This window comes from Thermovirga sp., assembly GCF_017656375.1.
In the GTDB taxonomy this organism is placed as follows: Bacteria; Synergistota; Synergistia; order Synergistales; family Thermovirgaceae; genus Thermovirga.
This window is the reverse complement of sequence record NZ_JACDOB010000001.1, coordinates 1-26,478: the sequence shown is the minus strand read 5'-3', so window position 1 is coordinate 26,478 and position 26,478 is coordinate 1. Positions and strand designations below refer to the sequence as shown.

Below are 26,478 nucleotides of genomic sequence, written 5' to 3'. Positions count from 1 at the left end.
TTTAATTTGACTCATCATCTTACAGCAAATATATCCATTCCGACTGCTTTTTCCACACTTTTTCTTATTGCTTCTACACCTGCTCCTATGGAGCCTTTGACTCCCGGAATAGGTATTATACTAACGTCGTAATTTTCGTTTATTTCCGTAACTAAATCTTTTCTCTCTTTAAATATAGTATCCAGAAGAAAAACTACAGCATAACCCTCCCTAGCAAAACGAAAAAGTAACTCTTGAAGTTTGTCTTTTTCCCCTTCATCCAGAAAGAAAGGTTCCGCCCCTACCGCCTGAAAAGGCAGTATGCTCTCGTAATCGCCAACCGCTGCCATTTTTAACTTGAGGCTATTAGAGGACATTTCTAAGCAACCCCCTTATAACATCCTTGTCTACATCGTTAGCCTTACCCACCAAGATTATACGTAAATTTTTCGCCTCTATATCTTTAGCCCACAGAAAGGCTAAAATGTTTTCAGGAGCAAAAGCATCGTAACGATATGGACCTAAAACACCAGTCACATAATCATCCAAGGATTTTTCAAGCTCCGTCAAAGACTTTTCTGTATCAGAAAAATCAGTAATTTCAGACAGAGCCATAGCAGCGTCGGCAAATCCTACAAGGCGTCCCCATCCCTCTAAGGGTTCGTTCACTAAAAGCAACAGCTTTTCCTTCGAGATAAATCCACCTTCATGAAGGAATGAAGATATCTTCCCTATTTCCAAACCAAATCTAACAAGCCTCAACACATTTCGAATGTTTTCTGCGTCAATCTTTGCTCGGACCCATTTTTTAACGCCTTCTATTTCTATGCTTTCCGCAATACTTTTCATCAATTCAAACAAGGCCGCATCAAGCCTCTTTTCCACCATGAGCACATCATGGCTCTGTTCCCAGATGGAGAGACTTTCAGGCAACACAGCATGCAAACCAAAAGGTAAAAGTCTGTAATCTTCACTCTCGACAGCTAAAATTAGATCTTCAACTGAAACATTTCCTAAGGAAGTTAATAGGTCTATTCTTCTTCCCTGATTACCAGTGCGAGTTATTTTGTCTTTAACAAGCACCTTTATGTTATGGAAGTCAAAAGGCAACTGAAACAATATTGGTATCCTCTTATCAGGAGATATCGAACGTGTTTCTGACACCACATAGTTGAGTTCAGACGATATCAGCGATTCAAAGTCATTCTCGTTTTTCATCTCAGAAAGCCACTGCGCATAATGTGTCTCAGAGAGCAACTTCATCGCTGAAGAAAAGGTTTCACTTTCCCACAGTCTAATAATGCTATTGTTATCTAACAGCCTATTTGCCATAGCCTTAAGCCTGGAAACCGCATAGGTGTACCCATTTTTAGGAATCATGATTCCAAAAACCTCACTTCCTCAGGACGAGAAAAGCTTGTTAAACACATCAATTTCAATATCCTCTTTAAGGCTTTTAACCAATGCCTCAAAGGTACAATTTACATCCACCCTGCCTTTACTTAGGATAAAACCTCCGGCTGTTTTCATACGTTTCTTATCTAACACGATATGAGTTTTGTGTTTTTTATTGAAACCTTCTATCCATTCCTCTGTTATAACCTGTTCATTTTCACCGACTAACAATAGACCTTCCCCATCGCCTGCTGCTTTTTCAAGTAGAGCACTTACAAACTGTTGGTATTTATTTTTGTCCATACTAGCCAAATGCTCAACTGATTTTGAAAAGGCAAGATCAACCAAATATCTTTTAGACCCCAATTCCATCTTTTTGGTTTCTAAGTTAGCAACTATCCTCTTACGCCTGAAAATCTCAGGCCTTTCAGCTTCAAGTTTTTTATCATATTGTTCTTTTATTTTCCTTATCTCTTCCTCTGCAGAAAGTTTTATTTTCTCCGCCTGTTCTCTAGCCTTCTCAATTATCTCTTTTGCTTCTTGTTCTGCTTCTGATTCAATTTTCTTCTTTATATCTTGCAAAGACATAACGTTCACCTCTCACAGCAATATTATAATTTGATGCTGTTGAGGAGAATTATACTCATCAAAAGAGCCAAAACAGCATACGTCTCAACCATAGCCGGAAGAATAACAGCCTTACCCGTCTCCTCGGGCCTCTTGGCTATAAGTTGGATACAAGCGGCAGAAGTCTTCCCCTGAGCTATGCCAGAATAATAACCAGCTATAGCTATAGGCAGGCAGGCAAAAAACACACCTAAGCCTTGCCACACGCTTACCTCAATTGCCTCTCCACCCAACAGACCCACCTTTAATATGGCAAAAAAGGCCGTCAGAAGACCATATATACCTTGAGTTCCGGGCAAGGCCTGCAGAAGAAGCACCAAGCCAAACTTCCCTGGATCTTCAGTCATAATTCCCGCTCCTGCCTCTCCCGCTATTCCAACGCCTATAGCCGAACCAGAACCTGCCAATCCTGCTGCTAACGCTGCACCCAAAACTGCCAACATAACTCCAAGGATTTCCATTGTCTTTTACACCCCTCTCGAAAACTTTTAAAGTTGTCTCAAATGAATTATTTTATTTTGCTCTTTTAAATTTTACTCATTGATCTAACAGATTATTCCCAACAATTTTGACGTAACGAGTCTTATACTCCAAAGGTTGGAAGATTTTTCCTCCTCCACTATAAAACTTGCTAAAAAACTCAACATATTGTAAACGCAAAGAATGTATAAATGCTCCCAGAGTATTTACTACCACACTAAAAAGATGTCCTCCCACAAATATTATGATGCTCAATACCCAGCCAATGAACGGTATAGATATTACTAGCGTAGTTAACGTATTGACTATCATTGCTATTGCCGATGTAGCTAATCCTAAAGCCAAAAGCCTACTGTAGCTCAATATATCCCCTAAGTACGAAGTTATGTTATATAAGCTCAACACTCCAGAAAGCAATTTTCTGAAAAGTCCAGATTTTTCCCTACCTTGTGTAGCAATCAACACGACTGCACCCAAAATTGAAAGCATTTTCCCAAGTAATCCAGCAGAAAAACCAGAAAGGAAACCACTCTTAACTCCTCCAAGCAAAAGTAGACCAACTATAAGAGAAATCCAACCACCATTATCACCAAACGCAGCCATGTAATCCTTTTTTCTAAGACTGTCCCAAAACGCTATGAAAAGCCCAAAAAGGATTTGAATTACACCAAGAGCAAGGGATATTCCTAAAAAGGTTATAGGATCAGACATAGGATTCAAAACAGCAAGTTTTTCCTTGATTGGTTGAAGCAAAGCAAGGAATGGGAACGCATCAACCATATCTCCCATCCAGCTACCCGTTAAAGCTCCCACTGCTATGGTCGAAAAAGCTCCTAGAAGTAAAAGATTGAGGAAATTCCTTGTATCTCCCACAATTTTGTACTTTGAGAGCAAATATATTATCGCTGAGGCTACCAGAATCCCATATCCACCATCACCTAAGCACATCCCGAAAAACAAAAACATAAATGGTGCCATAGGAACCGTAGGATCTATTTCCCCGTATTTTGGAGCACCATACAGCCTGGTCAAAGGCTCAAAAGGCAAAGCCCATCTAGGATTTTCCAGTAAGGTTGGCGGCTGGTCGCTCTCATCAGGATCCTCTAGTTTAAGTTCTATGCATTCTTCAAACTTAGCTAGCTCCTTTTTCAAACGCCCTACTGAGGCCTCTGGAACCCAAAAACGGATAAAACTTGTCTTTTGAGTCCTAGCAGTACCAATCAACGTTTCATAACGAGTTCTAACGACAGAGTAATAGTCCAACAACTTCCTGAGCGTTGGAACCCATTCAGAGGCAAGCATCGAAGCTTCTTTTCTAAGACTTTCTTCTTCTTTGGCAAGCTTATCTTTTGCCTGTTCTAATTTGGATAACTCTTCCTCAGGGGTGTCTTTTAATTCTCCTGGGAAGTCCAATTTAGTAAATGGAACCTTTTCGCATATCTCTCCAACCTGATTTGCCCTTTCCTTATCGTACATCAATACCACTGTAGCGTCCGTTTCTTTGGGCCCAAAAGATGCAACAAAAACCTCTCCATCAGTGGCCAATAATTCTTGTACAGCATCTTTGAATTTTTCAAGATATACAACAGGTAAAGTGCCAACCACGCTAGATATCCGTGAAGTGCCGCTTGAAATGATAGACAACGAATACGGAAAGCCCTCAAGCTTCCTCAAGATCCCCTCATTAGACTCAATCTTTGAAAATGTCGTTCTTATCTCCAGCAAACGCCTTTCAACTTTTCGCACTTTAGCTGATAAACTAGCCAAATCTGTATTTTTAGCTGTACCCTCCAGCTCCTCCATAGTAAATGTAGGTTTCTCACCTAGAAGACGCTCCAATTTCCCCGATTCTTCCATAAAGTAAGGCTCCAAAAAACGCAACAAGAACCTCACGTCAGACAAAGCCTCATCAGTGGACTTTATAACTTCAGCCCAGCTGTGAGTTTTAGCTTCTGCTGTCTCCGGCAAGATCTCACAACACGCCATAGACTGCAAAATAGAAATAACCTCTTCTTCCACCTCTCCTAATAACACTAAAGAAGCCTTTTTAAATTTAGTTACTGCCATACCGGGTCATCACCTCTCCCGCTATCCAGGCAGCTACCTCGTCAACTTTACTTTTATATTTCTCTATTAAGCTCTCTGCCTTATTTTGTCCTTCACGCAATGCTTCTTCAACTTCTTTTTCAGCCTCTTTTTCTATACTTACCAACTCATCCCTGAAGGACCTATGCATTTGCTGCCTGAATGATTTTACAGCTTGCTCTGACTCTGTGCGAGCTTCAGAAATTATTTGAGAGGCTTTGGTCTTTGCCTCTAAAAGTATCTTTTGCGCTTGCTCCTCCGACGCCCTTATCTCCTCCGTTAAATTTTTAGCCACCGCTAGCACCCCCCTTCAAAAGATTATACGTTATGCAAAACACAAAGTCCTATTAATTTTAGACTCGCAAGAAATTATTGTCAATTTTAATGCAATTTCAGAAAAAACGTTTATTTTTCACCATACTCTTTAAAGCGTTAGTGTTGTTTATACAAAAAATGGAGGGATATCCCCTCCATTTTATTCTATCTAGACATTAATGACATTAATGGAGCGGACAACGGGATTCGAACCCGCGACCCTCGGCTTGGGAAGCCGATGCTCTACCAACTGAGCTATGTCCGCCCTCTGCCCGAGTTATTATATATAGCTTGGTTGTTTTTTTCAACCTCCAAGATACGCAAACCAAATTATTGTTGCTCCAACATTCATGTATCTTTCCTGGTCAACAATGCAAGGCTCTCAACGTGAGCTGTCATGGGAAACATATCAAAGGGCTTAACAAAAGCAAGTTCGTATCCACCATCAACAAGCGTAGCTATATCCCTTGCCAATGTAGCTGGATTACAAGATACATATATCACAGCTTTAGGTCTTCCTCTATTGATACCTTCTAGCACACTTCTAGAGCATCCACTTCTTGGTGGGTCTAAAATGACCACTTTATTTTCTCCAAATAATATATTACCTGGAAAGTTTTCCACTTCACCTTCTAAAACATGAACGTTACTCATCTTGTTCACTTCTATGTTCTTTCGCAAAAATCTAACGGATTCTGGCCAAGATTCCACAACAGTTGCCGATTTTACGCTTCTTGCATAAGTTACGGTGATTGCACCAACCCCACAGTAAAGTTCAGTTACTTGTTCTGCACCTTCTGCTTCAAGCAAATCCTTAACTTCTCTGAATAACAATTCGGCTATCTCTCTGTTAACTTGAAAAAAAGAAGTTGGGCCAAAAGATACAACCTCTTTACATATCACTTCCTCTAGACTGTCTTTTCCTGCAATCGTAATAGTTTTTTCTCCAAAAATCCTATTACCCCTATGAGGGTTCAAGTTTACATGAAAGGAAACTTTTTCACCTAAAATTCTACTCAGTGATAATATAAACTCCTTAAGTTTTTTTTCGTTCCTTCGGCCAAAACACCTGAGAACTAATATAACGGCTTTATCTCCCCTAGTGGTCTGCCTTAAAACAATATGCCTTAAATCACCTGTGCCTCTCTTTTCATCATAGCCATCAATACCAAGAAAAGATATATTTTTCAACAAAAGCTTATAAAGGCCATCAAGATCCCTCGTCACAATATTGCAGGAGCTTATAGGAACAATACGATGCGACCCCTTCATGTAAAATCCTATATTTAAATTTTTTCTGCTTTTTTTGACCGGGAAAGACGCTTTGTTTCGATAACACCATTTCTGAGGTGAAGGAATACACTCCAATACTTTATGCAAAGATTCTATGCCTACGCTTTTCATAAGTGCATCTGACACTATACGTCTTTTTATTTCCAGTTGCATTGAATAATCTGCATGCTGCAGGGAACATCCTCCACATGCATTGTACCAAGGACACGAAGGAGTTGTTCTATAAGGGCTAGAAGTGAATATGTTAGTTAATTTCACAACTCCGTAGTGTTTTTTTAATATTTTAATATCGCCTTCCACTTCTTCTCCTGGTAACGCCCCCGGAACAAAAAACACAAACCTTTCTTTACCTAACCGCGCTACTCCATCTCCCTGGCTGTTGACAGACTCCACCAAAAGTCTTATCTTCTCACCCTTTTTTAAATCCATGTAAGCGACAACCGTCCTTTCAGCTACACATTCAATTGCTCTTCCCTCTTAAAAGCAAAAGGAGGATACCAGCACAAAAAGTCAAAGGCCACTGGCATCCTCCTCATATTGTAATTGTTTAAGCTCTTTTTAGTTAATCAAAGCATACCCTTCATCAAATGCTTTAGCATTTAACTCCTCAGTCCCTTTAGGAACTCTTGCTAAAATAGCTTTTTTGATGTTTTCCGGTTTTATTATTCCTTTTCTCTCCAGAATTTTAGCCATAGCACCCAAAGCCACCATATTGGTTACAAGCTCGCGACCTATCTTTTCTCTAGCTGTCTTTACTATAGGGACCATGTAAACTTCAGCATCTATCTCGGGAGCTTCCTTAACATATGTATCGTCGAGAATCACTACTCCGCCCTTCTTTGTATCAACAGCAAACTCATCACAAGAGGCTTGGTTTAAGATAATTTGAAGGTCTGGCTCCATAGCTTTAGGATAATCAATCTCATCTTTCGATATTACAACTTCCGATTTGGATTTGCCCCCCCTTGCCTCTGGCCCATAAGCTTGGCTTTGAACAGAATTCAACTCCTCGTAAAGCGCAGCCGCTTCACCAGTTACAACGGCAGCCAAGATAACTCCTTGTCCTCCAGAACCTGCAAAACGAATCTCGTAGCGGCTACTCATGATGCTTCCCCCCTGCAGCTTCTATAACCTTTTCGTACAACTCAGTATAGTCCGGTTTACCCTCTATCTTGACAAACTCACCAATAGTAATCTTGCCAGCCAATTCTTCTTCCGACATTTCCTTCGCCTTTGCGACAGGAACAGAGGCAGCCTTGAGATAGTTAAGATTATCTACTGGAGTTCTCCTCTTGTTTCTCCTACCATACTGGGTATGGCAACTTGATACTATTTCTACCACAGAGAAACCTTTATGCTCAATAGCTGCTTTTATATATCTCTCGCACATCACTGGGTTTGCTATGGTTGCACGAGCCACATAAGTAGCCCCTGCTCCAATTGCAAGCTGACAAATATCGAATGGGGGATCTATTGCTCCATAAGGAGCAGTAGTCGCTTTAGAGCCAGGAGGTGTAGTTGGAGAAGCTTGCCCTCCAGTCATACCATATATATTGTTATTCATTACTATGGCCGTTATATCTATGTTACGCCTGCAAGCATGAATAAAATGGTTGCCACCTATTGCAGAACAATCGCCATCACCCATTACATCAATTACCGTAAGGTCGGGATTCGCCAGCTTTATACCTGTCGCAAAAGCCAAAGATCTCCCGTGAGTAGTGTGCACAGTACAAGCATCTATGTATCCAGGCATCCTGCTAGAACAACCTATACCTGAAGCTATCACAGTCTCCTCTTTCTTTTTGCCACAGCTCACTAGAGCTCTGAGCAAGGCATGCAGTATTACCCCATGTCCACACCCAGGACACCATATATGCGGGAAAAACCTCTTACGCAACCAATTTTCTATCTCGGGGCGGGGCATATTTAAGCCACCTCCTTAACAAATTGCAAAATATCCTTAGGCTTAAAGAGCTCTCCGTTGACCATATTGAGAGGAAGCACATCAGCCTTGCCGTGAACGGCTCTTTCTACTTCTAAAACCATTTGACCATAATTAAGCTCAGGAACAACGATACGCCTCGCCTTCTCTGCAAGGGCTTCTATCTCTTTATCTGGGAACGGCCAAAGAGTTACAGGCCTAAAATAGCCAACCTTCATTCCAGCTTCTCTTGCTAGCTTTACTGCCGTTAAGGCGCTTCTTGCCACACTGCCATAACTCACAACTATGATATCCGCATCTTCTGTGAACTCTGTATCATACTCCACTATCTCATCCCTATATGCATCAACCTTATCCATCAACCTCTTGGATTTTTTGGCTATTTCGTCTTTATCATTGGTCGGGAAACCCCACTCGTTGTGCGTCAAACCAGTAACATGCCAACGGTATCCATCGCCAAATCCAGCCATTGGGGGGATATTATCTTCCGGATCAGCCTTATAAGCCATAAATTCTTCAGGGTCTGCAGTCGGCTTCTTCCTGTTTACCAATTTTATTTCTTCCTTTGCTGGAACATAAACCTTTTCTCTCATATGCCCCAAAACTTCGTCACTCATTATCAAAACAGGCTGCCTAAACCTCTCAGCCATGTTAAAGGCTTTTACTGTTATCTCATAGCACTCCTGAACGGATGCAGGAGAATAAGCAATGGTAGCATGATCTCCGTGGGTTCCCCATCTAGCCTGCATAACATCCTGCTGAGAAATAGAGGTAGGCAACCCAGTAGATGGACCTCCTCTCATAACATCCACAACGACGAGAGGAATTTCAGCCATGTAGGCTAATCCCAAATTTTCCTGCTTAAGAGAAAAACCAGGACCGGAAGTAGCCGTCATAGCTTTGACTCCAGCTATAGAAGCTCCTATCGCTGCTGCGATTCCTCCTATCTCGTCCTCCATCTGTATAAATTTACCATTAACTCTTGGTAATTCCTCTGCCATAACTTCAGCGATTTCTGATGAAGGAGTTATAGGATACCCACCAAAAAACCTACAACCAGCCGCAATAGCACCATGCGCAATTGCAACATTACCCTGCCAAAATTCTGCTTTTCTCATTACTGTCCACTCTCCTCAACGGTGATTGCCAAATCGGGACAAATATTTTCACATTGTCTGCATCCAATACAATCTTCCATACGAACTGGCTCACATTTTACGTCGGAGTCCAATTCTAAAACCTTCTTGGGACATACAGCTATACACAAGCCGCATCCCTTACACCACTTCTTATTAACCTCAACCGTAAAGCTCTTCGACAAAAAAATCACCTTCCTCCCAAGGGTTTGCTCGGGCTTCAATAAACCATCAGACATTATGCCATTTTGTGAGGAAAAGGACAACCCTTTTTGTTATGTTTTGATATGATCTAAAATATTCAGAAAAAAGTGAACGTATTCCGTCCACTTTATGTCCCCTCTTTTTCACATAAAAAGGGGAGTAGGTTATCCCACTCCCCGTCGCTTAAATAGGCCATCTCTAAACTACCGCAGGCTCTATAATAAGTTCTCCTCTTTCAAACCTCTTGTAATGCAAGGGCTCTATGGATATCCTGGGTTCCTGACCAAGTATTTTCTGGGCCAAAAGTTCACCAGATATAGGTCCAAACATAAATCCATGACCAGAGTAACCTACAGACAAGTAGAATCCCTTTACATTATCGGCTTCACAAAGAATAGGTTGCCTATCTGGGGTCATATTATATAAACCTGACCACTGTCTAACCACTCTTATGCCTTTCGTTCTGGGAAGCAATTTAGTGATGGTCTTGGACATCTTTTCGAGAAATTGCCAAGAGTTTCCACAAGTATAATCCTCAGGATGGCCTTCAGGGCTGCAACCTCCTATTATAGAACCATGAGGTCTTTGTTGGATGTAGTAGTTACCCGAAAAACTCATTAGCATCGGAGGGCAAACTCCCTTTTCCACAGGCTCAGTTATGATAATTTCATGCCTCTCTGAAAAATTTGGTATATCTACTCCTGCCATTTTAGCCACTTCCTGAGAATAACCACCAGCGGCATTGACAACAACAGGAGCATAAATATCCCCTCTATTGGTAGACACTCCCTTTACCTCTCCATTTTCAACTTTAACGTCCATACACTCAGTAAATTTGTGGAAAATGACTCCTAAACGCTTAGCGGCTTCCTGATATGCAAAAGTAGTCAAAAATGGATCAGCATGACCGTCTCTATTATGATATGTAAAACCTACAGCGTCATCGGCAGACAAACCAGGGCATATCTCTCGTGCCTCATCATAAGTTACTACTCTGCTTTTTATGCCAAGTTTGTTTTGCAATGCAATATTTTTTTTGAGCTGCTCAAACTCGCTCTCCTTGTAAGCCACCATCAAATATCCGCCCTGGTGCAATCCGCAATCCATGCCTAATTCTTCATGGAGCTGTTCAAACTTCTCAAGGCTTGCCAACCCAAAACGACAGTTCATCTCAGTACCCCACTGGGCCCTAATACCAGCTCCACATCTTCCAGTAGACCCTGAACACACAGTATTCTTTTCTAGGACAACAACATTTTTCATGCCAAATTTGGCTAAATGATACGCTATAGAGCACCCCTGTATTCCTCCACCAACTATAACCGCATCTGCAGTGTTCTTCCACGTCATTCAGCTTCACCAGCCTTTGCTATCGCTCCAAGTTTTACTGGCTTTGCAGGCGGGCGGAATCGCCCTGGAGGGATTTCAGCATAAGGTTTGCCAGTCATTTTCGCTATTTCCCGCAGAATAATGTCTCTGCACCCACGTCCCTGGCATGGCCCCATGCCCACACGAAGAACCCTTTTAAGCTCGTCAAAGGTGTCATATCCCTTTGCTATCCATTCTCTTATCTCCCCCAGAGTTACCTCTTCACAACGGCAAATTATTATATCGTCTTGTTTATTAGACATTTATCTACACCACCCTTATGGCCCTAATATCCATTACAAGATCTTTAGGAATTTCCACATGGACGACAAGAGTTTTATCTTTCATGGGTTCCGTAATTTTCACTACCTTGCCTTTGGCCACAGGCTCCCCAAACCGGTTGAGGCAATCTACAACCTGGCCCTCTTCAGGAGTTGGTAGCATTTCATATGCAAGTTTTATCAATGCCTTATCTTCAGCCCCCCAAGTAAGGTCTATAACGAAACATGCAAGCCCTGGGCACACAGCAACGCAACGGGCGCAGCCGGTGCACTTCTCGTAGTCAATCTGCGGCTGGTCGTTTATGTCCTCAAATGGTTTCACTGCTCCTGTAGGACAGCTGGTGTGACATGGATTACATGGTATCCTCTGGGGACATTCAATTACTACCAATCCGTTCTTTTTGGTTTCCCATAACTCCTTGGGAGGTTTTATAGCCCCTTTCCTTTCTCCTGTCAGAATTCCACTATTAAAAAGTTTTTCCTTTTCGTCCACTGGCTTACACCTCCCAACTTTCAACAGAACAAAGAGCTATCCCCTCGCGAATTTTGGCTCCAACTTCTCCACCGCGAAGATCAGCTAAACGCATGTGATATTCCTCTAACCTTCCTTGAATTTCCTCTGGGGCCCCATATCCTAATGCCTTTACAACTCCAAGGCCCGCAATACGACCTTCCACCATGGCAGAAGAGGCTTCCTCTATTCCTGCAGCATCACCAGCAACCCAAATATCAGGGTGGCTGGTCCTCATATTTTTATCTCTTTGAGCTACATAACCGCACAACTGAGGAACAAATGACATCTTACAACCAGCTTGCCATAAAAGTTCACAAGTAGGGGTAAGCCCAACGGCGAGGCAGATTATATCTACATCCAATTTCTTTTCGTTTCCCGTTGGCTGGAACTTTTCATCTATCTCTTGTATAACTGCTCCCTCCACAAAACGATCCCCTATTGCCTCTTTCACTGTATGCCTCAGGTATATGGGAACACCAAGTCGCCTTACCTTAGCAGCATGCACCCAATACCCACCAATCTTATTCATGGCCTCCACTATACCCACGACTTTAACTCCTGCTTGCATGAGCTGATAACTCACTATAAGGCCTATGTTTCCTGCACCCACCATCAAGACCCTTTCGCCCGGTACAACGCCATATACATTCATTAAAGTTTGCACCGCACCTGCCCCATAAACTCCAGGAAGGTGATTATTGGGGAAAGGAATTATTCTTTCTTGCGCCCCTGTTGCCATAACTATCTTTTTGGGCTTTACATGAAAATACTCATCTTCACCTTTTACACAGGAAACAACTCCATCTTCTTTGTAGTAACCTGTCACCGTACAATTGGTAAAAGTTTCAATATTTTCTTCTCTTTCCTTCAATTCCTTAAATAATTCTTCCGCGATCTTGAAGCCCCTTGTACCAGCACGCTCATTCTTAGATCCAAAAAATTTATGAGTCTGCTTGATTAGCTGCCCTCCAAGCGCCAAGTCACTATCCATCAGAGTAACTTTCGCACCAAAAGAAGCAGCTTCAATTGCAGCACTAAGCCCAGCTGGTCCACCGCCTACAACCAACACTTCCGTTTCTCGCAAAACATCCACCGCCTTTCACTTAGAGGTCCATTTTCACAATACCTTTGCCACGTTGTGTTTCGACCTTCATACCTTCACGAAGCGGCGTAATACATGTCCTCACATTAGGGACTCCATCGACAACCATAAAGCATGATGAACATTTGCCTATAGCACAGAAAAATCCCCTTGGCTGCTTGCGTATAGGCGTTTCTCGATACACCTTCACTCCATTGGCGTGCAGAGCTGCAGCGATAGGCTCACCCTCATATCCCTGCATGGGAACACCATCAAAGGTAAAAGTGACTAACCTACCGTGCTTATACTCAAGAATAGGATGTTTCTCAATAAGTTTCATACAGCCAATCCCCCCTAACTAATAGGCATTAAGACTAAAAAGCAAAACAACCTTAGATCACTACACCTCCTTCCTTATAAAGGATAAGTTAACTATAAGTTTGACATGTAACATTTATGGCTGGATTTGTGTTAGAATTTTCACTATATTACTCATCTCTCATATATGATATATCTTACTACGAAAATATCAAGTGTGGTTATAAAAAACCTCATATATAAACTATAGTTAGTTTTTATCAACCTATGTCTGGTTCTCTCAAATATTGAGGCTCAACTCTTGCGGGAGCAACGGCAGAATGTATTTTTTTCAAGCCCAATCTAGCCACGTTGAGACCTGAGACAGTTCCATCTCTAATCAAAATAACATTACGGGAAGTAGGCACTTCAAGCAGAAAGTCCGATAAATCCTCTAGGACAACCACATTTGGTGCCAACTTCTCCCATAAGATGCTCGCAACTTCACCGACTCTAACACAGGTGGGCTCATATATTGTCACTATTTGCGAATTGTGCTTCCTATAAGCTGCAACGTAAACCCAATCGCTCTTGGCTCTGAAAACTGAGGCTACTTCCATCCCTTCCTCAAGATGAGGATATGCTAGGGCACAAAGAGTTGAGACTGGGATGATTTTTGCACCAAGCCCAAATGCCAATGATTTAGCATAAGAAAGAGCAACTTTGAGCCCTGTAAAATAGCCAGGCCCAACTGCAACCGCTATATGAGTTATTTCTTCCATACCTTTTCCCAAAAAATTCATCAGGGTGTTGAGCATAAGAGGAAGCTGCGAAGATTGCCGTCTACCTAATATGGCATTTATTTCCCCTAATGGCTTACCATCTTCCACCATTCCTAACGCAGTCCATTTAGTGCTGCAGTCTAAACCTATCAATAAAGACATACCTTTATTTCCCCCACATTTATGTCATCTAAATACATAGATAAATTCTTACAAGCCTTTTCTCCAACGCAGCTTAAATTGATTTTTCTTTTATTCCCTATCTCATAAAAGTTCCCTTCCTCTATACCTACAAGTTCAAAAGAAAAACTCCATAGATCATAAGAGGGTGGGGATGTCCACCTTTCACACCACTCCACAACTACTACATAACCGTCATTCAGATAATCAAAAAGTCCCAATTCGTAACCATCTGTTTCCCTAAGCCTATATAAATCTGCATGAGCTACTTTCATTCTTCCATCATATTCGTTAACCAAATTAAACGATGGGCTTCTAGCTTCATCCTCCCCCAAGCCATGCACCAACCCCTTTACGAAAACTGTCTTGCCGCTTCCCAAATCCCCACTTAACATAATACATAGCCCACCATATACAAACTCGGCGGCCTTTTTACCTAATAAATAAGTTTGCTCAGGACTATTCGTCCACACCTTTGCCACATGTTTACCATTGAAGCTAGCCATGATTGGACTCCTGCTGCGATAATCTTCTAATTTCTTTTGGTATCAGGCCGGCTATCTCACTAGCTAATACTCCATCGTTGCCTACGGATAACCCCAGAGTAACCCCTGCTCTCGCATGTAGATAGGCAGAACAAAGTGCCGAATCATAACATCCAAGTCCTCTAGCCATAAAGGCTCCAATAACTCCACTTAGAACATCTCCTGAGCCAGGAACAGAAAGGCACGGATGTGCATCCTTTATCACCGCAGTTTTCTTTCCATCATCAATAATCGTCCCCGGCCCTTTTAAAAGAACTGTAGCATATTTTTCAGCTATAAGCCTTGCCATTTGAAGCCTTTTAGCAGACACTTCTGCCGAATTGACACCTAACAAACGAGCAGCCTCTCCCTCATGGGGAGTTACAAGAATATTGTCTTTCCGACAGGCGAACTGTTCCATAATTGCCGGCAAAAAGTAGATAGCATCGGCATCTATACAAGTGGATACAGAAGAATCCTTCCATATTTTTGCTACTAATTCTCTAACTCCATTAGTCCTCCCCACACCAGGGCCCACTACTATCGCAGAAACGATATGACCGAATTCATCCATTGCCATATCATAACTGTCAGCCGACAAAGTGCCATCCATGGAAGGCACTTCAAATACTATAGTTTCCGGACCTACCCCAGTTAGGCAACATCCCACTGGTACTACAAGTATTACCCTTCCCGCACCAGCCCTTAGGGCTCCAAGAGACGATAAAATAGCTGCGCCTTTATATTTTTTAGAACCCGCAAAGATGAGAACGCTTCCTCTTTTGCCTTTATGCGTTGCTAAGGCCACCTCTGGCAGGAGTGCCTTAGCTTCAGGAGCATCTATCAAATACAAATCCTTCTCTACTACACCTGCCACATCTGGAAAAAAGCAAGTTGAAAGGAATTCGCTGTTTGCTACCACAACTTCGCCTGAATATTCTTTGCCTGGCATCACATATAACCCTACTTTTGGTGCCCAAAATGTCACCGTCACAGTCGCTCGAACAGCTTCTCCCATTACTTGGCCAGTGGATCCATCAATCCCACTAGGCAAATCTACTGAAACTACTGGGCAATCACTTTGATTTATAGCCCTAATTAATCTCAAGGATTCTCCTCTTGGGGCCCCTTTGGCTCCTATCCCTAAAATGGCATCTACTATAACATCACTCTGTTTTAACAGATTCATCAGCTCTGAATCGCCAATCTTCTTTGTTTCATGTATAGTTTTTCCCATTTTTTCAAGAATTATTTTATTCTTAGTGGTTTGAGGGGTAGCTTTTTCAAATGTTGATGCTGCTAAAACATTTACACTAATGCCCTTTAAAAGCAATTGTCTTGCTACTACTAGACCATCCCCTCCATTGTTACCTCCTCCACAAAGGACAGTCGCAGTTTTAATATCTGGGAATCTGGATAGTACTGCCTGGGCTGTTGCGATCCCGGCATAATCCATCAGTTGGGAAAAATCAAACCCATATTCACCAACAAATATGTCTTCAATTTTTCTTATAGCTTCACAGGTATAAAGACGCACTTTACTCACCACGCTCCTCTTCAATTACAACAAAAGCTACAGCAAATCCATCATCATGAGAAAGACTAACATGAACACCACTTATTTTCTCTTTCTCTAACAATTCCTGAACTTTTTGAGAGAATCTTAAAACCGGTCCATTATCGGTTCTTTCTACCCATACGTTTTTAAACCCTATCTTCCCAATGCCCCACTTTCCGGCCTTTACAAAAGCTTCTTTGGCCGCAAAGCTAGAAGCATAATGTCTTTCAGGAGTTTTGTGTTTATCAGCATAAACAATTTCTTCTTCTGTGAAAACCTTTTTCTTGAACTCTGCCTTCTGAATTTTTTCCCTGATCCTTGATATGCTGCAAATATCTACTCCTACACCTTTAACAGCCATGCACTTACCTCCTAGTTTATATATTATGTATTATAAATCCAAAAACTTAAGCTGGCTGAAAATCTTAAACTGGATATTAACGGAAAGGTAAAAAAAAAAGCGCCTTTTAGGCGCTTCTTTAGGCTATTTGGTGGGTGGTGCAGGACTCGAACCTGCGACCTCTTCCGCGTCAAGGAAGCGTTCTCCCTCTGAACTAACCACCCGAGCGAGCAAGTTGCATTTTACCTGGCTTATTGAAGCTTGTCAACACTTCTCCGCCATTCATATATGCCTATAGAGGCTGCTACAGCTGCATTCAGGGAACCAGTCTTTCCACTCATAGGAATTTTAGCCAACTCATCGCAACTGTTTTTAACAGTCCTAGTCAATCCTCTATCTTCTCCGCCTACTACAATCGCCAATCTTTCTGGCAATTCCATATTGCAGAGGCTCTCTCCATCCATATCCAGACCGATTACCCACAGGTTTTTGCTTTTTATGACCTCCAGAGCATTAAATATGCTGTTAACTCTAATCAAAGGCAACCTAGCTGCAGCTCCGGAGCTAACTTTTAGTACTGTTCCTGTAGGTAAAGCCGATCTTCTCTTTGGAAAAACAACACCCGAGGCTCCTAGAACCTCTGCCGTTCTTATTATGGACGAAAAATTTTGCACATCCTCCACATGATCTAAAACCACGAAAAGTAAAGGGCCCTTATCATGTTCATTCGCTATTTCGTAAAGTTTCCCAATCTCAAATATATCCAAAGAAGTTATTTTAACCATTACTCCTTGGTGATTAGAATAACTCGTCTGCTTGTCCAAATATTCTCTTGGCACTTTATGGAAAGGTATCCCCCTGCTCTTGCAAAGGGCAAGGATCTTATTGTATGTACTCTTATTGGCGTTCTCTGCAATATACACCGAAAGACATCTTTCTGGGTGTTCTTCAATAAAGCTTACAGTTGCATTTTTACCAAAACAAACATCCTCCAACTTTTTATCTTCTTTGCCATATTTATTCTTATCTTTTTTATTCATTATCCTTTTACCATCCCTATCTCCTTCAGATATTTGCCAAGATACTGGCCTGTATACGATTTTTTATTCTTAAGTATTTCATATGGTGAACCTGTCGCAACTACATATCCACCCCCCATTCCACCTTCGGGGCCGAGGTCGACTATATAGTCGGAAGAAGCTATAAAATCCAAGTTATGTTCAATTACAACAACTGTATTCCCCTTGTCGACCAATTTATGAATCAATAATAAAAGTTTTCTAACATCAGAGTAATGCAATCCTGTCGTAGGCTCATCTAAAAGGTATAATGTTTTTCCTTTAAATCTTTTCGAAAGCTCTTCTGCCAGCTTTACTCTTTGAGCTTCTCCGCCACTCAAGGTGGTAGCAGGTTGGCCCAGCTTCACATATCCCATACCTGCCTGTTCCAATACTGAGAGCTTATTCCTTATTCGTGGGACATCTTTAAAAAATTCCAAAGCCTCACTAACGGTCATATTCAAGACGTCGCTTATGTTTTTACCCTTAAATCGAACTTCAAGGGTTTCCCTGTTATATCTCGTTCCATTGCAAACCTCGCACTTTACATACATATCCGGCATAAAAAGCATGGATATTTTAACTTCTCCTTCGCCATGACAGGCCTCACAACGCCCACCATGGACATTAAAGCTAAATCTCCCGGGTTTATATCCCCTTATTCTAGCTTCTGGCAACTGAGCAAAAAGTTCTCTTATGGGAGTAAATACTCCCGTATATGTGGCTGGATTAGAGCGAGGGGTTCTCCCAATAGGACTTTGATCTATCATTACCACATTTTTAAGTTGCTCCCAACCTTTTATCTCTCCTTGTTTCCCGATTTTCCCTTTGTAAGCCTTATCAAGCTTCTTCTTTAATCCCTTATAGATAATCTCGTATAATAGAGTGCTTTTCCCTGAACCAGATACGCCCGTAATACACGTTAGAAGCCCTAAAGGTAATTTGATATCTATTTCTTTTAAATTATTTTCCGAGGCACTAGAAAAACTTAACCACCCGCTTGGTTCTCTCCTTTCAGGCCATACCACAATACCAGAACTACGCCCCTCAAGATATGCACCTGAAAGAGAATTGCTTTTTATTATTTTTTTGGGAGGGCCTTTTGCTACTACCTGCCCTCCATGCTCTCCAGGACCAGGACCAATTTCCACAATGTAATCTGCCATCTTCATAGTATCTCTATCATGTTCCACTACTAAAACTGTGTTACCCTGGTCTCTTATGGATTTCAAAATTTTTACCAATCTTTCTGTATCTCTCGAATGAAGACCAATAGTTGGTTCATCCAACACATATAAGACCCCACTAAGTTTGGCTCCTATTTGGGTTGCTAAGCGTATTCTTTGGCTTTCACCAGAACTTAAAGTGTCTGATTTTCTGGAAAGAGAAAGATACCCTATTCCTATATCTACCATAAAGGAGAGTCGTTTTTTTATCTCTTCCAATATCTGCGCTCCAATATATGATTTACTTCCCTCAAGGGGCAAGCTTTCTAACAATTTTATAAGCTCTTCTACAGGCATATTGATAAAATCCACTATTGAGTAGCCGTCTATCTTAACGTTACGGGCTTCCTCCCTCAATCTGGCCCCATTGCAACTTTTACAAATATCTTCGTCCATATAGGTCAAAAGTTCATTCCTGACCGATTCTGATTCAGTCTCACGCCATCTCGTTTGTAGCCACGGTATCAAACCTTCGTACCGTCCCATATAATCTATGCTTGTGCCTCTCTCCATGAACTTCATCGGAACCTTCATGGAAGAACCATATAACACTATCTTTTGTAGGTCTTCTCTTAGATCAGCAAATGATTTGTCCTCCAATTTCTCACCCATAGCTTCAAATAGCGCTTTAAGTTTTCGCAGCATATAATGATTCCTCTTACTCCAGGGTAAAATCCCCCCTTCTAAGATAGGACGCTCCTTATCAACTGCCAAATCTTCCGAAAAATACTGATGGCTCCCTAAGCCTTCACAATCTGGGCAAGCCCCAAAAGGGCTATTGAACGAAAAAAGCCTGGGCTCTAATTCAGGGAAGGAAATATCACAAAAAGGACACACAAAACGATCTGAAAGGATCACTTGTTGATTGCCCTTTTCTATCTTCACAAACCCTTTACTCAACTCTATTGAATTCTCTACTGATTCGGACAATCTGCTCCTGTTTTTTTCGTTAACAGTGACCCTGTCTATTAACACTTCTATACTGTGCTTTTTGTTTTTCTCTAAAATGATTTCTTCTTCTAGCCAATAGGTATAACCATCAACTTTGACCCTCAAGAATCCCTTTTTTTGTAATTGCACAAATAGGTTTTTGAACTCCCCTTTTTTACCCATAACAACAGGTGAAAGTATCTCTACTTTCTCCGACAAAAATTTCCTGTACAAATAATCTAAAATTTGATCCACCGTGTATCTTTTAAGTTCCCTGCCACATGTAGGACAATAAGGAACCCCTACCCTCGCAAATAGCAGCCTCAAATAATCGTAAATTTCGGTTACCGTTCCAACAGTCGATCTAGGGTTATGGGATATGCCTTTCTGCTCAATTGATATGGTGGGAGAAAGCCCTTCAATGTCGTCCACATCAGGTTTATCCTGAACACCAAGAAACTGCCTTGCATATGACGAAAGGGATTCTATGTATCTACGCTGACCCTCTGCACATATGGTGTCGAATGCCAAAGATGATTTACCAGACCCTGATGGGCCTGTAATCACTATCAGATTATCTTTAGGTAACTTTAAATCTATATTCTTAAGATTATGCTCTCTTGCGCCTCTTACTATTATCTCTCGGGGCAACCTCTCCACCACCTTGGAACTTCTCATTGATAATATCTCTGATTTCCGCTGCTCTCTCAAAATCCAATTTCTCCACTGCCTCCCACATCAACCTTTCCAACTCACTTTTAGTCCATTTTTTCTCTGTTTTTAAATCAAAAGCTTCGAAGTTCTGCGTATCTTGAAGACCCTGCGGAAGTATGGAAATTATTTCTTTATTGACCGACCTTGGTTCAATGCCATTTCGCCTGTTGAACTCCACCTGTAGGCGTCTTCTCCTCTCTGTTTCTTCTACGGCGGCCTTTATGCTATCCGTCTGTCGATCAGCATATAAAATAACTTTTCCTGCCGTATTTCTTGCAGCTCTTCCTATCATCTGAATCAGTGACCTGTGAGAGCGCAAAAAACCTTCTCTATCGGCATCTGTTATAGCAACAAGAGAAACTTCGGGAAGATCAATACCTTCCCTTAAGAGGTTCACACCTATAAGTATCGAAATATCACCTCTTCTGAGCTCCTTCAACAATTCTACCCTCTCGAAAGCATCCAGCTCTGAATGTATATATTTAACCGGTAGTCCAAGTTCCTGAAAATACTCTGCCATATCTTCTGCAGATCTTTTTGTAAGGGTCGTTACTAAAGCTCGCTGCCCTCTTGCAAGAACTTCCCTAAGCCTTTCCAAAAGGTCGTCAACTTGATTTTCTGCTGGGGAAACCACAACTTCAGGATCCACAACACCTGTGGGACGAACTATTTGTTCGACTACCTGCTCCGATACTGAAAGCTCCCAATCGCCCGGGGTAGCAGATAAAAAGCAGACTTTTCTCAAGTACTCCACAAACTCTTCCCACTTAAGCGGCCTGTTATCCAAACATGACGGAAGCCTGAACCCAAAATCGACCAGAGTTTGTTTCCTTGACCTATCTCCATTGTACATTCCTCTTATCTGCGGAATAGTGATGTGGGATTCGTCAATAATAATTAAAAAATCCTCGGGGAAAAAATCCAGCAAGGTTCCTGGTTGTTCTCCAGGCTCTCGTCCATCAAGATATCTTGAATAATTCTCTATTCCCGAACAATATCCCACTTCTTTTAGCATTTCCATGTCGTATCTTGTCCTGCTTTCAAGCCTTTGAGCCTCAAGCAATTTCCCTTCTCTTCTAAGCTCCTGCAATCGTTCTTCAAGCTCTCTTTCTATCTCCTTTAGTGCCTTGTTTATGGATTCCTCAGATGTAATGTAGTGCTGTGAAGGATAAATTCTTATCCTATTTTTTCTTCCCGAGATCTTCCCGCTCAAGGGATCGATCTCCATTATCTCCTCGACTTCTTCGTCTTCAAATACAATCCTTACAGCGCTATCGCTATATGCAGGAAATATATCTATTACGTTACCTCTGACTCTAAAAGTACCTGGTTCTAATGAGTAGTCATTTCTCTTATAGAAATTACGGTCCAGCCTTTTAAAAAATTCTTTCCTCGAAAAAATAGATCCGGTATTTACTTCCAATACTGCTTCTTCGTAATTCTTTTTCTTGCCTATTCCATAAATGCAAGAGACACTAGAGACAACAATTACATCGTTTCTTTCCAATAACGCCTTAGTCGTAGCAAGACGCAATTTCTCAATCTTCTCATTTATTGAGGCATCTTTTTCTATATAAACATCGCTAGCCGGAACATAAGCCTCCGGCTGATAGTAATCGTAATAGCTCACAAAATAATGAACAGCATTATGAGGGAAAAAGTTTTTAAACTCACTATATAGCTGAGCAGCCAGCGTCTTATTATGGGCTAATACTAGAACCGGCAGCTGCAGCTTTTCTATGACACATGCCATGGTATAAGTTTTACCGCTGCCAGTAACCCCCATTAGACACTGCTTGCTTAACCCCTTTCTGTAACCCTCTACTAGCTTGGAAATAGCAACAGGCTGGTCTCCTGCAGGAGACCATGGAACAACTAATTTAAAATGCTCATCCATAGCTATTTTTTATCCACTCCTTTTATTTAAAAAATAAGGACACCCGTGGTGATTTTTGGGCATCCTTATATTATAACGCAGCAATTTTCTGTGGAGGATTACAAGCGTATACCAACAAGTTTAAATTTCCTGGTTGGCCTCCTTCAACCCCTCTGAGTCTTCGTGGTCACCTTGATCACTTGTCTTTTGTTCCTCGTTCAAACCTTCTTTAAGGATTTCATCTAATCTTGCACCTTCTATCACTTCTTCTTCAAGAAGCACTTCCGCAACCTTTATGTGGACATCCTTGTGATGTTGTAATAGAGCTTTCACTTGCTCATAACATTCATCAACAATCCTTCGAACCTCTTGATCTATAGCGTAAGCTACCTCATCACTGTAATTTCTATCTTCCATTATATCTCTTCCTAAGAACACTTCGTGATGTTTCTTGCCCAACGTTACAGGCCCCAATCTGTCACTCATACCAAATTCTGTAACCATCTGACGGGCTATCTGTGTTGCCCTTTCGAGGTCGTTTTGCGCTCCTGTGGTCACATCATCAAAGTGCAACTCCTCGGCTACACGACCCCCAAGCAATACAGAAATCCTGTTCAGCAATTCCTTTTTGGACATTAAGAACCGATCTTCCTCTGGAAGCTGCAATGTGTAACCCAAAGCTTTATGCCCTCTAGGAATAATTGACACCTTATGCACTGGATCGCACCCTGGTAAAAGTTTGGCTACAAGAGCATGTCCTACCTCATGATAAGCTATTATTGCCTTCTCCCTTTCAGAGATAAGCCTACTCCTCCTTTCAGGGCCTGCTATAATCCTATCTATGGCTTCTTCAAATTCCTCCATTCCTATCTTGTCTTTCCCTTTTCTAGCGGCTAAAAGGGCTGCTTCATTTACAAGATTCGCCAAGTCAGCGCCGACGAATCCAGGAGTCCTTCTTGCTATAACTGCTAGGTCCACGTCATCACCCAACTTGACTTTCTTGACATGCACTTTCAAAATAGCTTCACGTCCGTTCAGATCGGGCCTATCCACAACTATCTGCCTATCAAAACGACCAGGCCTCAAAAGGGCAGGATCAAGGATGTCTGGCCTGTTAGTAGCAGCTATTAAGATAACTCCACTGTTCTCATCAAAACCATCCATCTCCACCAATAGCTGGTTCAATGTCTGCTCTCTTTCGTCATGGCCTCCTCCTAATCCAGCGCCTCTGTGACGTCCCACTGCATCTATTTCATCAATGAAAACTATGCATGGCTGATATTTCCTTGCTTGCTCAAACATATCCCTTACTCTAGCAGCACCTACTCCCACAAACATTTCAACAAAATCAGATCCGCTTATGCTAAAAAATGGCACATCGGCCTCCCCTGAACAAGCTCTGGCAAGCAATGTCTTCCCCGAACCTGGAGGGCCTAACAATAACACCCCTCTAGGGATTCTGGCTCCCAATCTTGAAAATTTGGTGGGATCTTTGAGATACTCCACAACTTCAGCCAATTCTTCCTTTGACTCATCACATCCAGCCACATCAGCAAAAGTAACTTTGGGTCTGTTATCCAAGTAAAGCTTTGCTTTGCTTTTGGCAAACCCCATGACCCTATTCCCGCCACCTTGCATGTGATACAGAATGAAAATCCATGCACCTATCAAAAGCAACGTCGGAAACAGAGAAGTCATCATAGAAGCCCACCAAGGCGCCTGCTGTGGAGGTAATACTTTAACATTTACGCCTTTATCGGCCATTTCCTTTGCCAGTTCCCCGACACCTACTCCTATGGTTGAGTACTTTTTCCCGTCTAACCTTTCTCCCCTTATGGTGTTTCCATCTATTTCCGCAGACTCAATCTGCCCCGACCTGAACGCAGATAGAAACTCACTGTAAGAAATAGGCTCATATTCAGACGGCGCATTATTGGGCGACAAGAACAAATTAACTAAACTTACTACGAGTACTATAAGCACCAAATACAATCCTAAGTTTTTTGCCATTCGTCCCAAGGTTTTCCCACCTTTCTATATATTAGGGGCTCTATCAAGTCCTGCTATTTAGTCAACTTTGCGTAATATATGAATGTCTGGCAGGTTTCTCCAATAACCTCCATAATCTAGGCCATATCCAACCACAAATTCATCTGGAATAGTAAAACCATAAAAATCTGCTTTTAAATCTACAATTCGCCTTTCTGGTTTATCTAAAAGAGAACATACTTTTATTTCCTTTGGCGACCTTTCTCTAAGAATATTGATTAAATATTGTAAAGTCAAACCTGTATCAACTATATCTTCAACTATCAATAAATTTTTGTTTACCACACTTTCGTCAAGATCCTTGTTTATTTTAACAACCCCGCTAGATTTTGTAGATGCTCCATATGAAGACACACTTAAAAAATCCAACTTCATCTGGATTGATCTATCAACTTCCCTTACAAGGTCCGAAAGAAAGATAACAGAACCCTTGAGCACTCCTATTACGTGCACTGGCTTATTTTTATAATACAAGGAGATTTCTTTAGCAAGTTCTTTTACTTTGTTTTTTATAACATCCCTACCTAGGAGAACGCCTCCTAATTCATATTTATTCATCCTATAAAGATCTCCTTTCTTCATGAGCTTTTAGCACTAACAACTCTCTTTCTTGTCCAACTATTTTCAAACTTAGGCCACCTACTCCAGGAATCCAAAAGATACTTTTCTCATCTGTTACAACTGGCCTTCTCTTCATAAGATGTTTTTCTATATTAACTTTTTCTTTTAAGGCTTTTCCCACGGAGCGGGAAGCCAAAAATTGCTCAAGACTCATAATTTTATAGCTATTGTTACAAGGAATAAACGCTGAAAAGACACCTAGCTTCACTTTTCTTCCTTCATGCCGAATTTTCTTCCAACTGATACTCCATCTATCCCAGTCTAATTCTCCTTGCTCCTCCCCTTGAGGGATTATACGCTCTTGCTCTCTTGTTTTTTTATTCTCTAAATCTGATCCGCAACAAAGGGCTATTAAACTTCTCTCTCCTGCTATCTCAATATTCTTTTCCCACTGGAAACGCCAAAAATTTCTCTTTTTCAATAACTCTCTAAGAACAAGAACTCGTTCCCTGGAAAGAGGCCTTAAATTTCTTCTTTTCCCCTCCAGCAGAATAACTTCCACCGCGCCATCTATACCTTTCTTAAGAATTACATCTTTGTCCCAGGCTTTTAGTAGCCCGTATACTTCCCTCTTACTCCAAAGGTCTACTTTTGAAGCCTGGTTCTCTACTAAATCGGATAACGGCCTTGCAATTTCTGCTATACCTAAAAGATGTTTGATAACTTGCTTATTGAAATTACGCTCTATGTAAGGAATTAAATCAAGCCGAATTTTATTTCTTGTATACACAGTCTCTTCGTTCGTTTCATCAGACACCCACTCTATCCCTTTACTTTTTAGAAGCTCCATGAGCTCTCTTCTAGAAAAATCAATGATGGGTCGTATTATTTTCCCTCGCCTTTGGGGTATCCCAGAAAGTCCTTTTATGCCGCAACCCCTTATTATGTTGTGCAATACTGTCTCTGCTTGGTCATTTGCAGTGTGCCCTAAAGCTATCCATTCGGCCCCTACTGACTGTGCAGTTTCTTCGAGAAAATCATAGCGAATTCGCCTCGCGGCAACTTCTATGCTTTCTCCCTTCTCGCATAGCTTAGGAACTTCAACTCTCTGCAGCTTTAGATCCAGCCCCCATGATTCAGCTAGATTCTTTACAAACATAGCATCCCTTCTTGACGTTTCTTTCCGTATGCCATGGTCCAAATGAGCTACTACAAGCTTATCAGGATCCCAAACCTGACAAAGAAGCCATAATAAAGCTGTTGAATCACTCCCCCCAGAAACAGCAACAACCATTTTAGAAGGTTTTTTCAACCACCCTTGCCTTTCACCTGCTTCTACAACTCGCCTTATGTACCAATAATCATCTTTCACTTTAAGCCCCATGCTGTCCATCCTACCAAAAGATTGGCTTGCCTTTTATTCTGCGCAAAACACTGATCGTCCTGCCGACTTTATATTCTAATATCTTTTTCAAAAAAAGCATAATTCCTACTACAACATAAAATAAGAGGGAGGAATTAATCCACCCTCTTGTCATCTTAACTAATGGTGGCGGTGAGTGGGATCGAACCACTGACCCTGCGGGTATGAACCGCATGCTCTCGCCATCTGAGCTACACCGCCTTATTGGTTGCGGGGGCAGGATTTGAACCTGCGACCTTCGGGTTATGAGCCCGACG

26 protein-coding genes and 3 tRNA genes are annotated in these 26,478 nt (G+C 41.6%); all 29 read right to left on the bottom strand.

All coding sequences use genetic code 11. The features are described 5' to 3' along the window. Positions 1 to 14: 14 nt before the first annotated feature. The 29 genes from H0Z23_RS00145 to H0Z23_RS00005 all read right to left on the bottom strand — a co-directional run bounded on the left by H0Z23_RS00145 (position 15) and on the right by H0Z23_RS00005 (position 26,422). Positions 15 to 356, bottom strand: coding sequence for a V-type ATP synthase subunit F (locus H0Z23_RS00145; protein WP_296866602.1), 342 nt, complete (start codon positions 354 to 356; stop codon positions 15 to 17). Next, positions 346 to 1,359, bottom strand: a complete 1,014-nt coding sequence (locus H0Z23_RS00140; RefSeq protein WP_296866600.1) for a V-type ATPase subunit — start codon at positions 1,357 to 1,359, stop codon at positions 346 to 348. Before H0Z23_RS00140 ends, H0Z23_RS00145 begins: the two co-directional genes overlap by 11 nt. A gap of 21 nt (positions 1,360 to 1,380) precedes the next feature. Continuing rightward, positions 1,381 to 1,956 (bottom strand): V-type ATP synthase subunit E, encoded by a 576-nt coding sequence (locus H0Z23_RS00135; RefSeq protein ID WP_296866598.1) that lies wholly within the window; start codon positions 1,954 to 1,956, stop codon positions 1,381 to 1,383. Positions 1,957 to 1,985: 29 nt separating this feature from the next. Continuing rightward, complete coding sequence (locus H0Z23_RS00130) at positions 1,986 to 2,462, bottom strand: V-type ATP synthase subunit K (protein WP_296866597.1); 477 nt, start codon at positions 2,460 to 2,462, stop codon at positions 1,986 to 1,988. A gap of 76 nt (positions 2,463 to 2,538) precedes the next feature. Continuing rightward, positions 2,539 to 4,548 (bottom strand): V-type ATP synthase subunit I, encoded by a 2,010-nt coding sequence (locus H0Z23_RS00125; protein ID WP_296866595.1) that lies wholly within the window; start codon positions 4,546 to 4,548, stop codon positions 2,539 to 2,541. Beyond that, positions 4,535 to 4,861 (bottom strand): cell envelope biogenesis protein TolA, encoded by a 327-nt coding sequence (locus tag H0Z23_RS00120; RefSeq protein WP_296866593.1) that lies wholly within the window; start codon positions 4,859 to 4,861, stop codon positions 4,535 to 4,537. The genes H0Z23_RS00125 and H0Z23_RS00120 overlap by 14 nt, the downstream gene beginning before the upstream one ends. Positions 4,862 to 5,070: 209 nt before the next feature. Then, a tRNA-Gly gene (locus tag H0Z23_RS00115) sits at positions 5,071 to 5,146 on the bottom strand. Between the two features lie 83 nt (positions 5,147 to 5,229). After that, positions 5,230 to 6,603 (bottom strand): 23S rRNA (uracil(1939)-C(5))-methyltransferase RlmD, encoded by a 1,374-nt coding sequence (gene rlmD / locus H0Z23_RS00110; protein WP_296866591.1) that lies wholly within the window; start codon positions 6,601 to 6,603, stop codon positions 5,230 to 5,232. Positions 6,604 to 6,732: 129 nt separating this feature from the next. After that, positions 6,733 to 7,278: a 2-oxoacid:acceptor oxidoreductase family protein gene (locus tag H0Z23_RS00105; RefSeq protein ID WP_296866589.1), complete on the bottom strand. Its 546-nt coding sequence runs from the start codon at positions 7,276 to 7,278 to the stop codon at positions 6,733 to 6,735. Then, the gene (locus tag H0Z23_RS00100; protein ID WP_296866588.1) at positions 7,271 to 8,101 is read right to left on the bottom strand and encodes a 2-oxoacid:ferredoxin oxidoreductase subunit beta; all 831 of its coding nucleotides are present in this window, start codon (positions 8,099 to 8,101) and stop codon (positions 7,271 to 7,273) included. The genes H0Z23_RS00105 and H0Z23_RS00100 overlap by 8 nt, the downstream gene beginning before the upstream one ends. Before the next feature lie 2 nt (positions 8,102 to 8,103). Continuing rightward, on the bottom strand, positions 8,104 to 9,237 hold the full coding sequence (locus tag H0Z23_RS00095; RefSeq protein ID WP_296866586.1) for a 2-oxoacid:acceptor oxidoreductase subunit alpha: 1,134 nt from the start codon (positions 9,235 to 9,237) through the stop codon (positions 8,104 to 8,106). Beyond that, a complete protein-coding gene (locus H0Z23_RS00090) occupies positions 9,237 to 9,440 on the bottom strand; it encodes a 4Fe-4S binding protein (RefSeq protein WP_296866585.1) in 204 nt (67 codons plus the stop codon). The genes H0Z23_RS00095 and H0Z23_RS00090 overlap by 1 nt, the downstream gene beginning before the upstream one ends. Positions 9,441 to 9,657: 217 nt before the next feature. Continuing rightward, a complete protein-coding gene (locus H0Z23_RS00085; protein WP_296866583.1) occupies positions 9,658 to 10,809 on the bottom strand; it encodes an FAD-binding oxidoreductase in 1,152 nt (383 codons plus the stop codon). Then, complete coding sequence (locus H0Z23_RS00080) at positions 10,806 to 11,090, bottom strand: (2Fe-2S)-binding protein (protein WP_296866582.1); 285 nt, start codon at positions 11,088 to 11,090, stop codon at positions 10,806 to 10,808. Before H0Z23_RS00080 ends, H0Z23_RS00085 begins: the two co-directional genes overlap by 4 nt. A 4-nt stretch (positions 11,091 to 11,094) precedes the next feature. Next, positions 11,095 to 11,601, bottom strand: coding sequence for a 4Fe-4S dicluster domain-containing protein (locus H0Z23_RS00075; protein ID WP_296866580.1), 507 nt, complete (start codon positions 11,599 to 11,601; stop codon positions 11,095 to 11,097). 4 nt (positions 11,602 to 11,605) lie between these two features. Then, complete coding sequence (locus H0Z23_RS00070) at positions 11,606 to 12,706, bottom strand: NAD(P)/FAD-dependent oxidoreductase (protein WP_296867063.1); 1,101 nt, start codon at positions 12,704 to 12,706, stop codon at positions 11,606 to 11,608. 19 nt (positions 12,707 to 12,725) lie between these two features. Then, entirely contained in the window at positions 12,726 to 13,043 is a 318-nt protein-coding gene (locus H0Z23_RS00065) for a (2Fe-2S)-binding protein (protein ID WP_296866578.1), read from the bottom strand. Between the two features lie 238 nt (positions 13,044 to 13,281). Next, a complete protein-coding gene (gene tsaB / locus H0Z23_RS00060; RefSeq protein WP_296866576.1) occupies positions 13,282 to 13,944 on the bottom strand; it encodes a tRNA (adenosine(37)-N6)-threonylcarbamoyltransferase complex dimerization subunit type 1 TsaB in 663 nt (220 codons plus the stop codon). After that, positions 13,932 to 14,468 (bottom strand): tRNA (adenosine(37)-N6)-threonylcarbamoyltransferase complex ATPase subunit type 1 TsaE, encoded by a 537-nt coding sequence (gene tsaE / locus H0Z23_RS00055; RefSeq protein WP_296866573.1) that lies wholly within the window; start codon positions 14,466 to 14,468, stop codon positions 13,932 to 13,934. The genes tsaB and tsaE overlap by 13 nt, the downstream gene beginning before the upstream one ends. Then, the gene (locus H0Z23_RS00050; RefSeq protein ID WP_296866571.1) at positions 14,461 to 16,032 is read right to left on the bottom strand and encodes an NAD(P)H-hydrate dehydratase; all 1,572 of its coding nucleotides are present in this window, start codon (positions 16,030 to 16,032) and stop codon (positions 14,461 to 14,463) included. Before H0Z23_RS00050 ends, tsaE begins: the two co-directional genes overlap by 8 nt. Beyond that, positions 16,025 to 16,405 carry a holo-ACP synthase gene (acpS, locus tag H0Z23_RS00045; protein ID WP_296866569.1) on the bottom strand — a complete coding sequence of 127 codons (381 nt, stop codon included), beginning with the start codon at positions 16,403 to 16,405 and terminating at the stop codon, positions 16,025 to 16,027. Before acpS ends, H0Z23_RS00050 begins: the two co-directional genes overlap by 8 nt. Positions 16,406 to 16,533: 128 nt before the next feature. Further along, positions 16,534 to 16,608: transfer RNA gene (locus tag H0Z23_RS00040), tRNA-Val, on the bottom strand. A 27-nt stretch (positions 16,609 to 16,635) separates the two neighbouring features. Further along, the gene (gene rlmB / locus H0Z23_RS00035; protein ID WP_296866567.1) at positions 16,636 to 17,424 is read right to left on the bottom strand and encodes a 23S rRNA (guanosine(2251)-2'-O)-methyltransferase RlmB; all 789 of its coding nucleotides are present in this window, start codon (positions 17,422 to 17,424) and stop codon (positions 16,636 to 16,638) included. Further along, positions 17,424 to 20,276, bottom strand: a complete 2,853-nt coding sequence (gene uvrA / locus H0Z23_RS00030; protein WP_296866565.1) for an excinuclease ABC subunit UvrA — start codon at positions 20,274 to 20,276, stop codon at positions 17,424 to 17,426. Before uvrA ends, rlmB begins: the two co-directional genes overlap by 1 nt. Then, positions 20,209 to 22,209 (bottom strand): excinuclease ABC subunit UvrB, encoded by a 2,001-nt coding sequence (gene uvrB / locus H0Z23_RS00025; protein ID WP_296866563.1) that lies wholly within the window; start codon positions 22,207 to 22,209, stop codon positions 20,209 to 20,211. Before uvrB ends, uvrA begins: the two co-directional genes overlap by 68 nt. Positions 22,210 to 22,329: 120 nt before the next feature. Continuing rightward, the gene (gene ftsH, locus H0Z23_RS00020; protein WP_296866561.1) at positions 22,330 to 24,207 is read right to left on the bottom strand and encodes an ATP-dependent zinc metalloprotease FtsH; all 1,878 of its coding nucleotides are present in this window, start codon (positions 24,205 to 24,207) and stop codon (positions 22,330 to 22,332) included. A gap of 48 nt (positions 24,208 to 24,255) precedes the next feature. Beyond that, entirely contained in the window at positions 24,256 to 24,795 is a 540-nt protein-coding gene (gene hpt / locus H0Z23_RS00015) for a hypoxanthine phosphoribosyltransferase (RefSeq protein WP_296866559.1), read from the bottom strand. A 1-nt stretch (position 24,796) separates the two neighbouring features. After that, positions 24,797 to 26,182: a tRNA lysidine(34) synthetase TilS gene (gene tilS, locus H0Z23_RS00010; RefSeq protein ID WP_296866557.1), complete on the bottom strand. Its 1,386-nt coding sequence runs from the start codon at positions 26,180 to 26,182 to the stop codon at positions 24,797 to 24,799. Positions 26,183 to 26,345: 163 nt separating this feature from the next. Further along, positions 26,346 to 26,422, bottom strand: a tRNA-Met gene (locus H0Z23_RS00005). Positions 26,423 to 26,478: the final 56 nt, after the last annotated feature.

Coding starts and splice junctions, on each gene's coding strand:
- uvrA (WP_296866565.1), bottom strand. CDS start 20,276: ATGAGAAGTTCCAAGGTGGTGGAGAGGTTGCCCCGAGAGATAATAGTA.
- H0Z23_RS00100 (WP_296866588.1), bottom strand. CDS start 8,101: ATGCCCCGCCCCGAGATAGAAAATTGGTTGCGTAAGAGGTTTTTCCCG.
- H0Z23_RS00065 (WP_296866578.1), bottom strand. CDS start 13,043: ATGAAACTTATTGAGAAACATCCTATTCTTGAGTATAAGCACGGTAGG.
- tsaB (WP_296866576.1), bottom strand. CDS start 13,944: ATGTCTTTATTGATAGGTTTAGACTGCAGCACTAAATGGACTGCGTTA.
- tilS (WP_296866557.1), bottom strand. CDS start 26,182: ATGGGGCTTAAAGTGAAAGATGATTATTGGTACATAAGGCGAGTTGTA.
- tsaE (WP_296866573.1), bottom strand. CDS start 14,468: ATGGCTAGCTTCAATGGTAAACATGTGGCAAAGGTGTGGACGAATAGT.
- H0Z23_RS00080 (WP_296866582.1), bottom strand. CDS start 11,090: ATGTCTAATAAACAAGACGATATAATAATTTGCCGTTGTGAAGAGGTA.
- rlmD (WP_296866591.1), bottom strand. CDS start 6,603: ATGGATTTAAAAAAGGGTGAGAAGATAAGACTTTTGGTGGAGTCTGTC.
- uvrB (WP_296866563.1), bottom strand. CDS start 22,209: ATGGATGAGCATTTTAAATTAGTTGTTCCATGGTCTCCTGCAGGAGAC.
- acpS (WP_296866569.1), bottom strand. CDS start 16,405: ATGGCTGTTAAAGGTGTAGGAGTAGATATTTGCAGCATATCAAGGATC.
- H0Z23_RS00095 (WP_296866586.1), bottom strand. CDS start 9,237: ATGAGAAAAGCAGAATTTTGGCAGGGTAATGTTGCAATTGCGCATGGT.
- H0Z23_RS00145 (WP_296866602.1), bottom strand. CDS start 356: ATGTCCTCTAATAGCCTCAAGTTAAAAATGGCAGCGGTTGGCGATTAC.
- H0Z23_RS00085 (WP_296866583.1), bottom strand. CDS start 10,809: ATGACGTGGAAGAACACTGCAGATGCGGTTATAGTTGGTGGAGGAATA.
- hpt (WP_296866559.1), bottom strand. CDS start 24,795: ATGAATAAATATGAATTAGGAGGCGTTCTCCTAGGTAGGGATGTTATA.
- H0Z23_RS00125 (WP_296866595.1), bottom strand. CDS start 4,548: ATGGCAGTAACTAAATTTAAAAAGGCTTCTTTAGTGTTATTAGGAGAG.
- H0Z23_RS00105 (WP_296866589.1), bottom strand. CDS start 7,278: ATGAGTAGCCGCTACGAGATTCGTTTTGCAGGTTCTGGAGGACAAGGA.
- H0Z23_RS00140 (WP_296866600.1), bottom strand. CDS start 1,359: ATGATTCCTAAAAATGGGTACACCTATGCGGTTTCCAGGCTTAAGGCT.
- H0Z23_RS00130 (WP_296866597.1), bottom strand. CDS start 2,462: ATGGAAATCCTTGGAGTTATGTTGGCAGTTTTGGGTGCAGCGTTAGCA.
- rlmB (WP_296866567.1), bottom strand. CDS start 17,424: ATGAATAAAAAAGATAAGAATAAATATGGCAAAGAAGATAAAAAGTTG.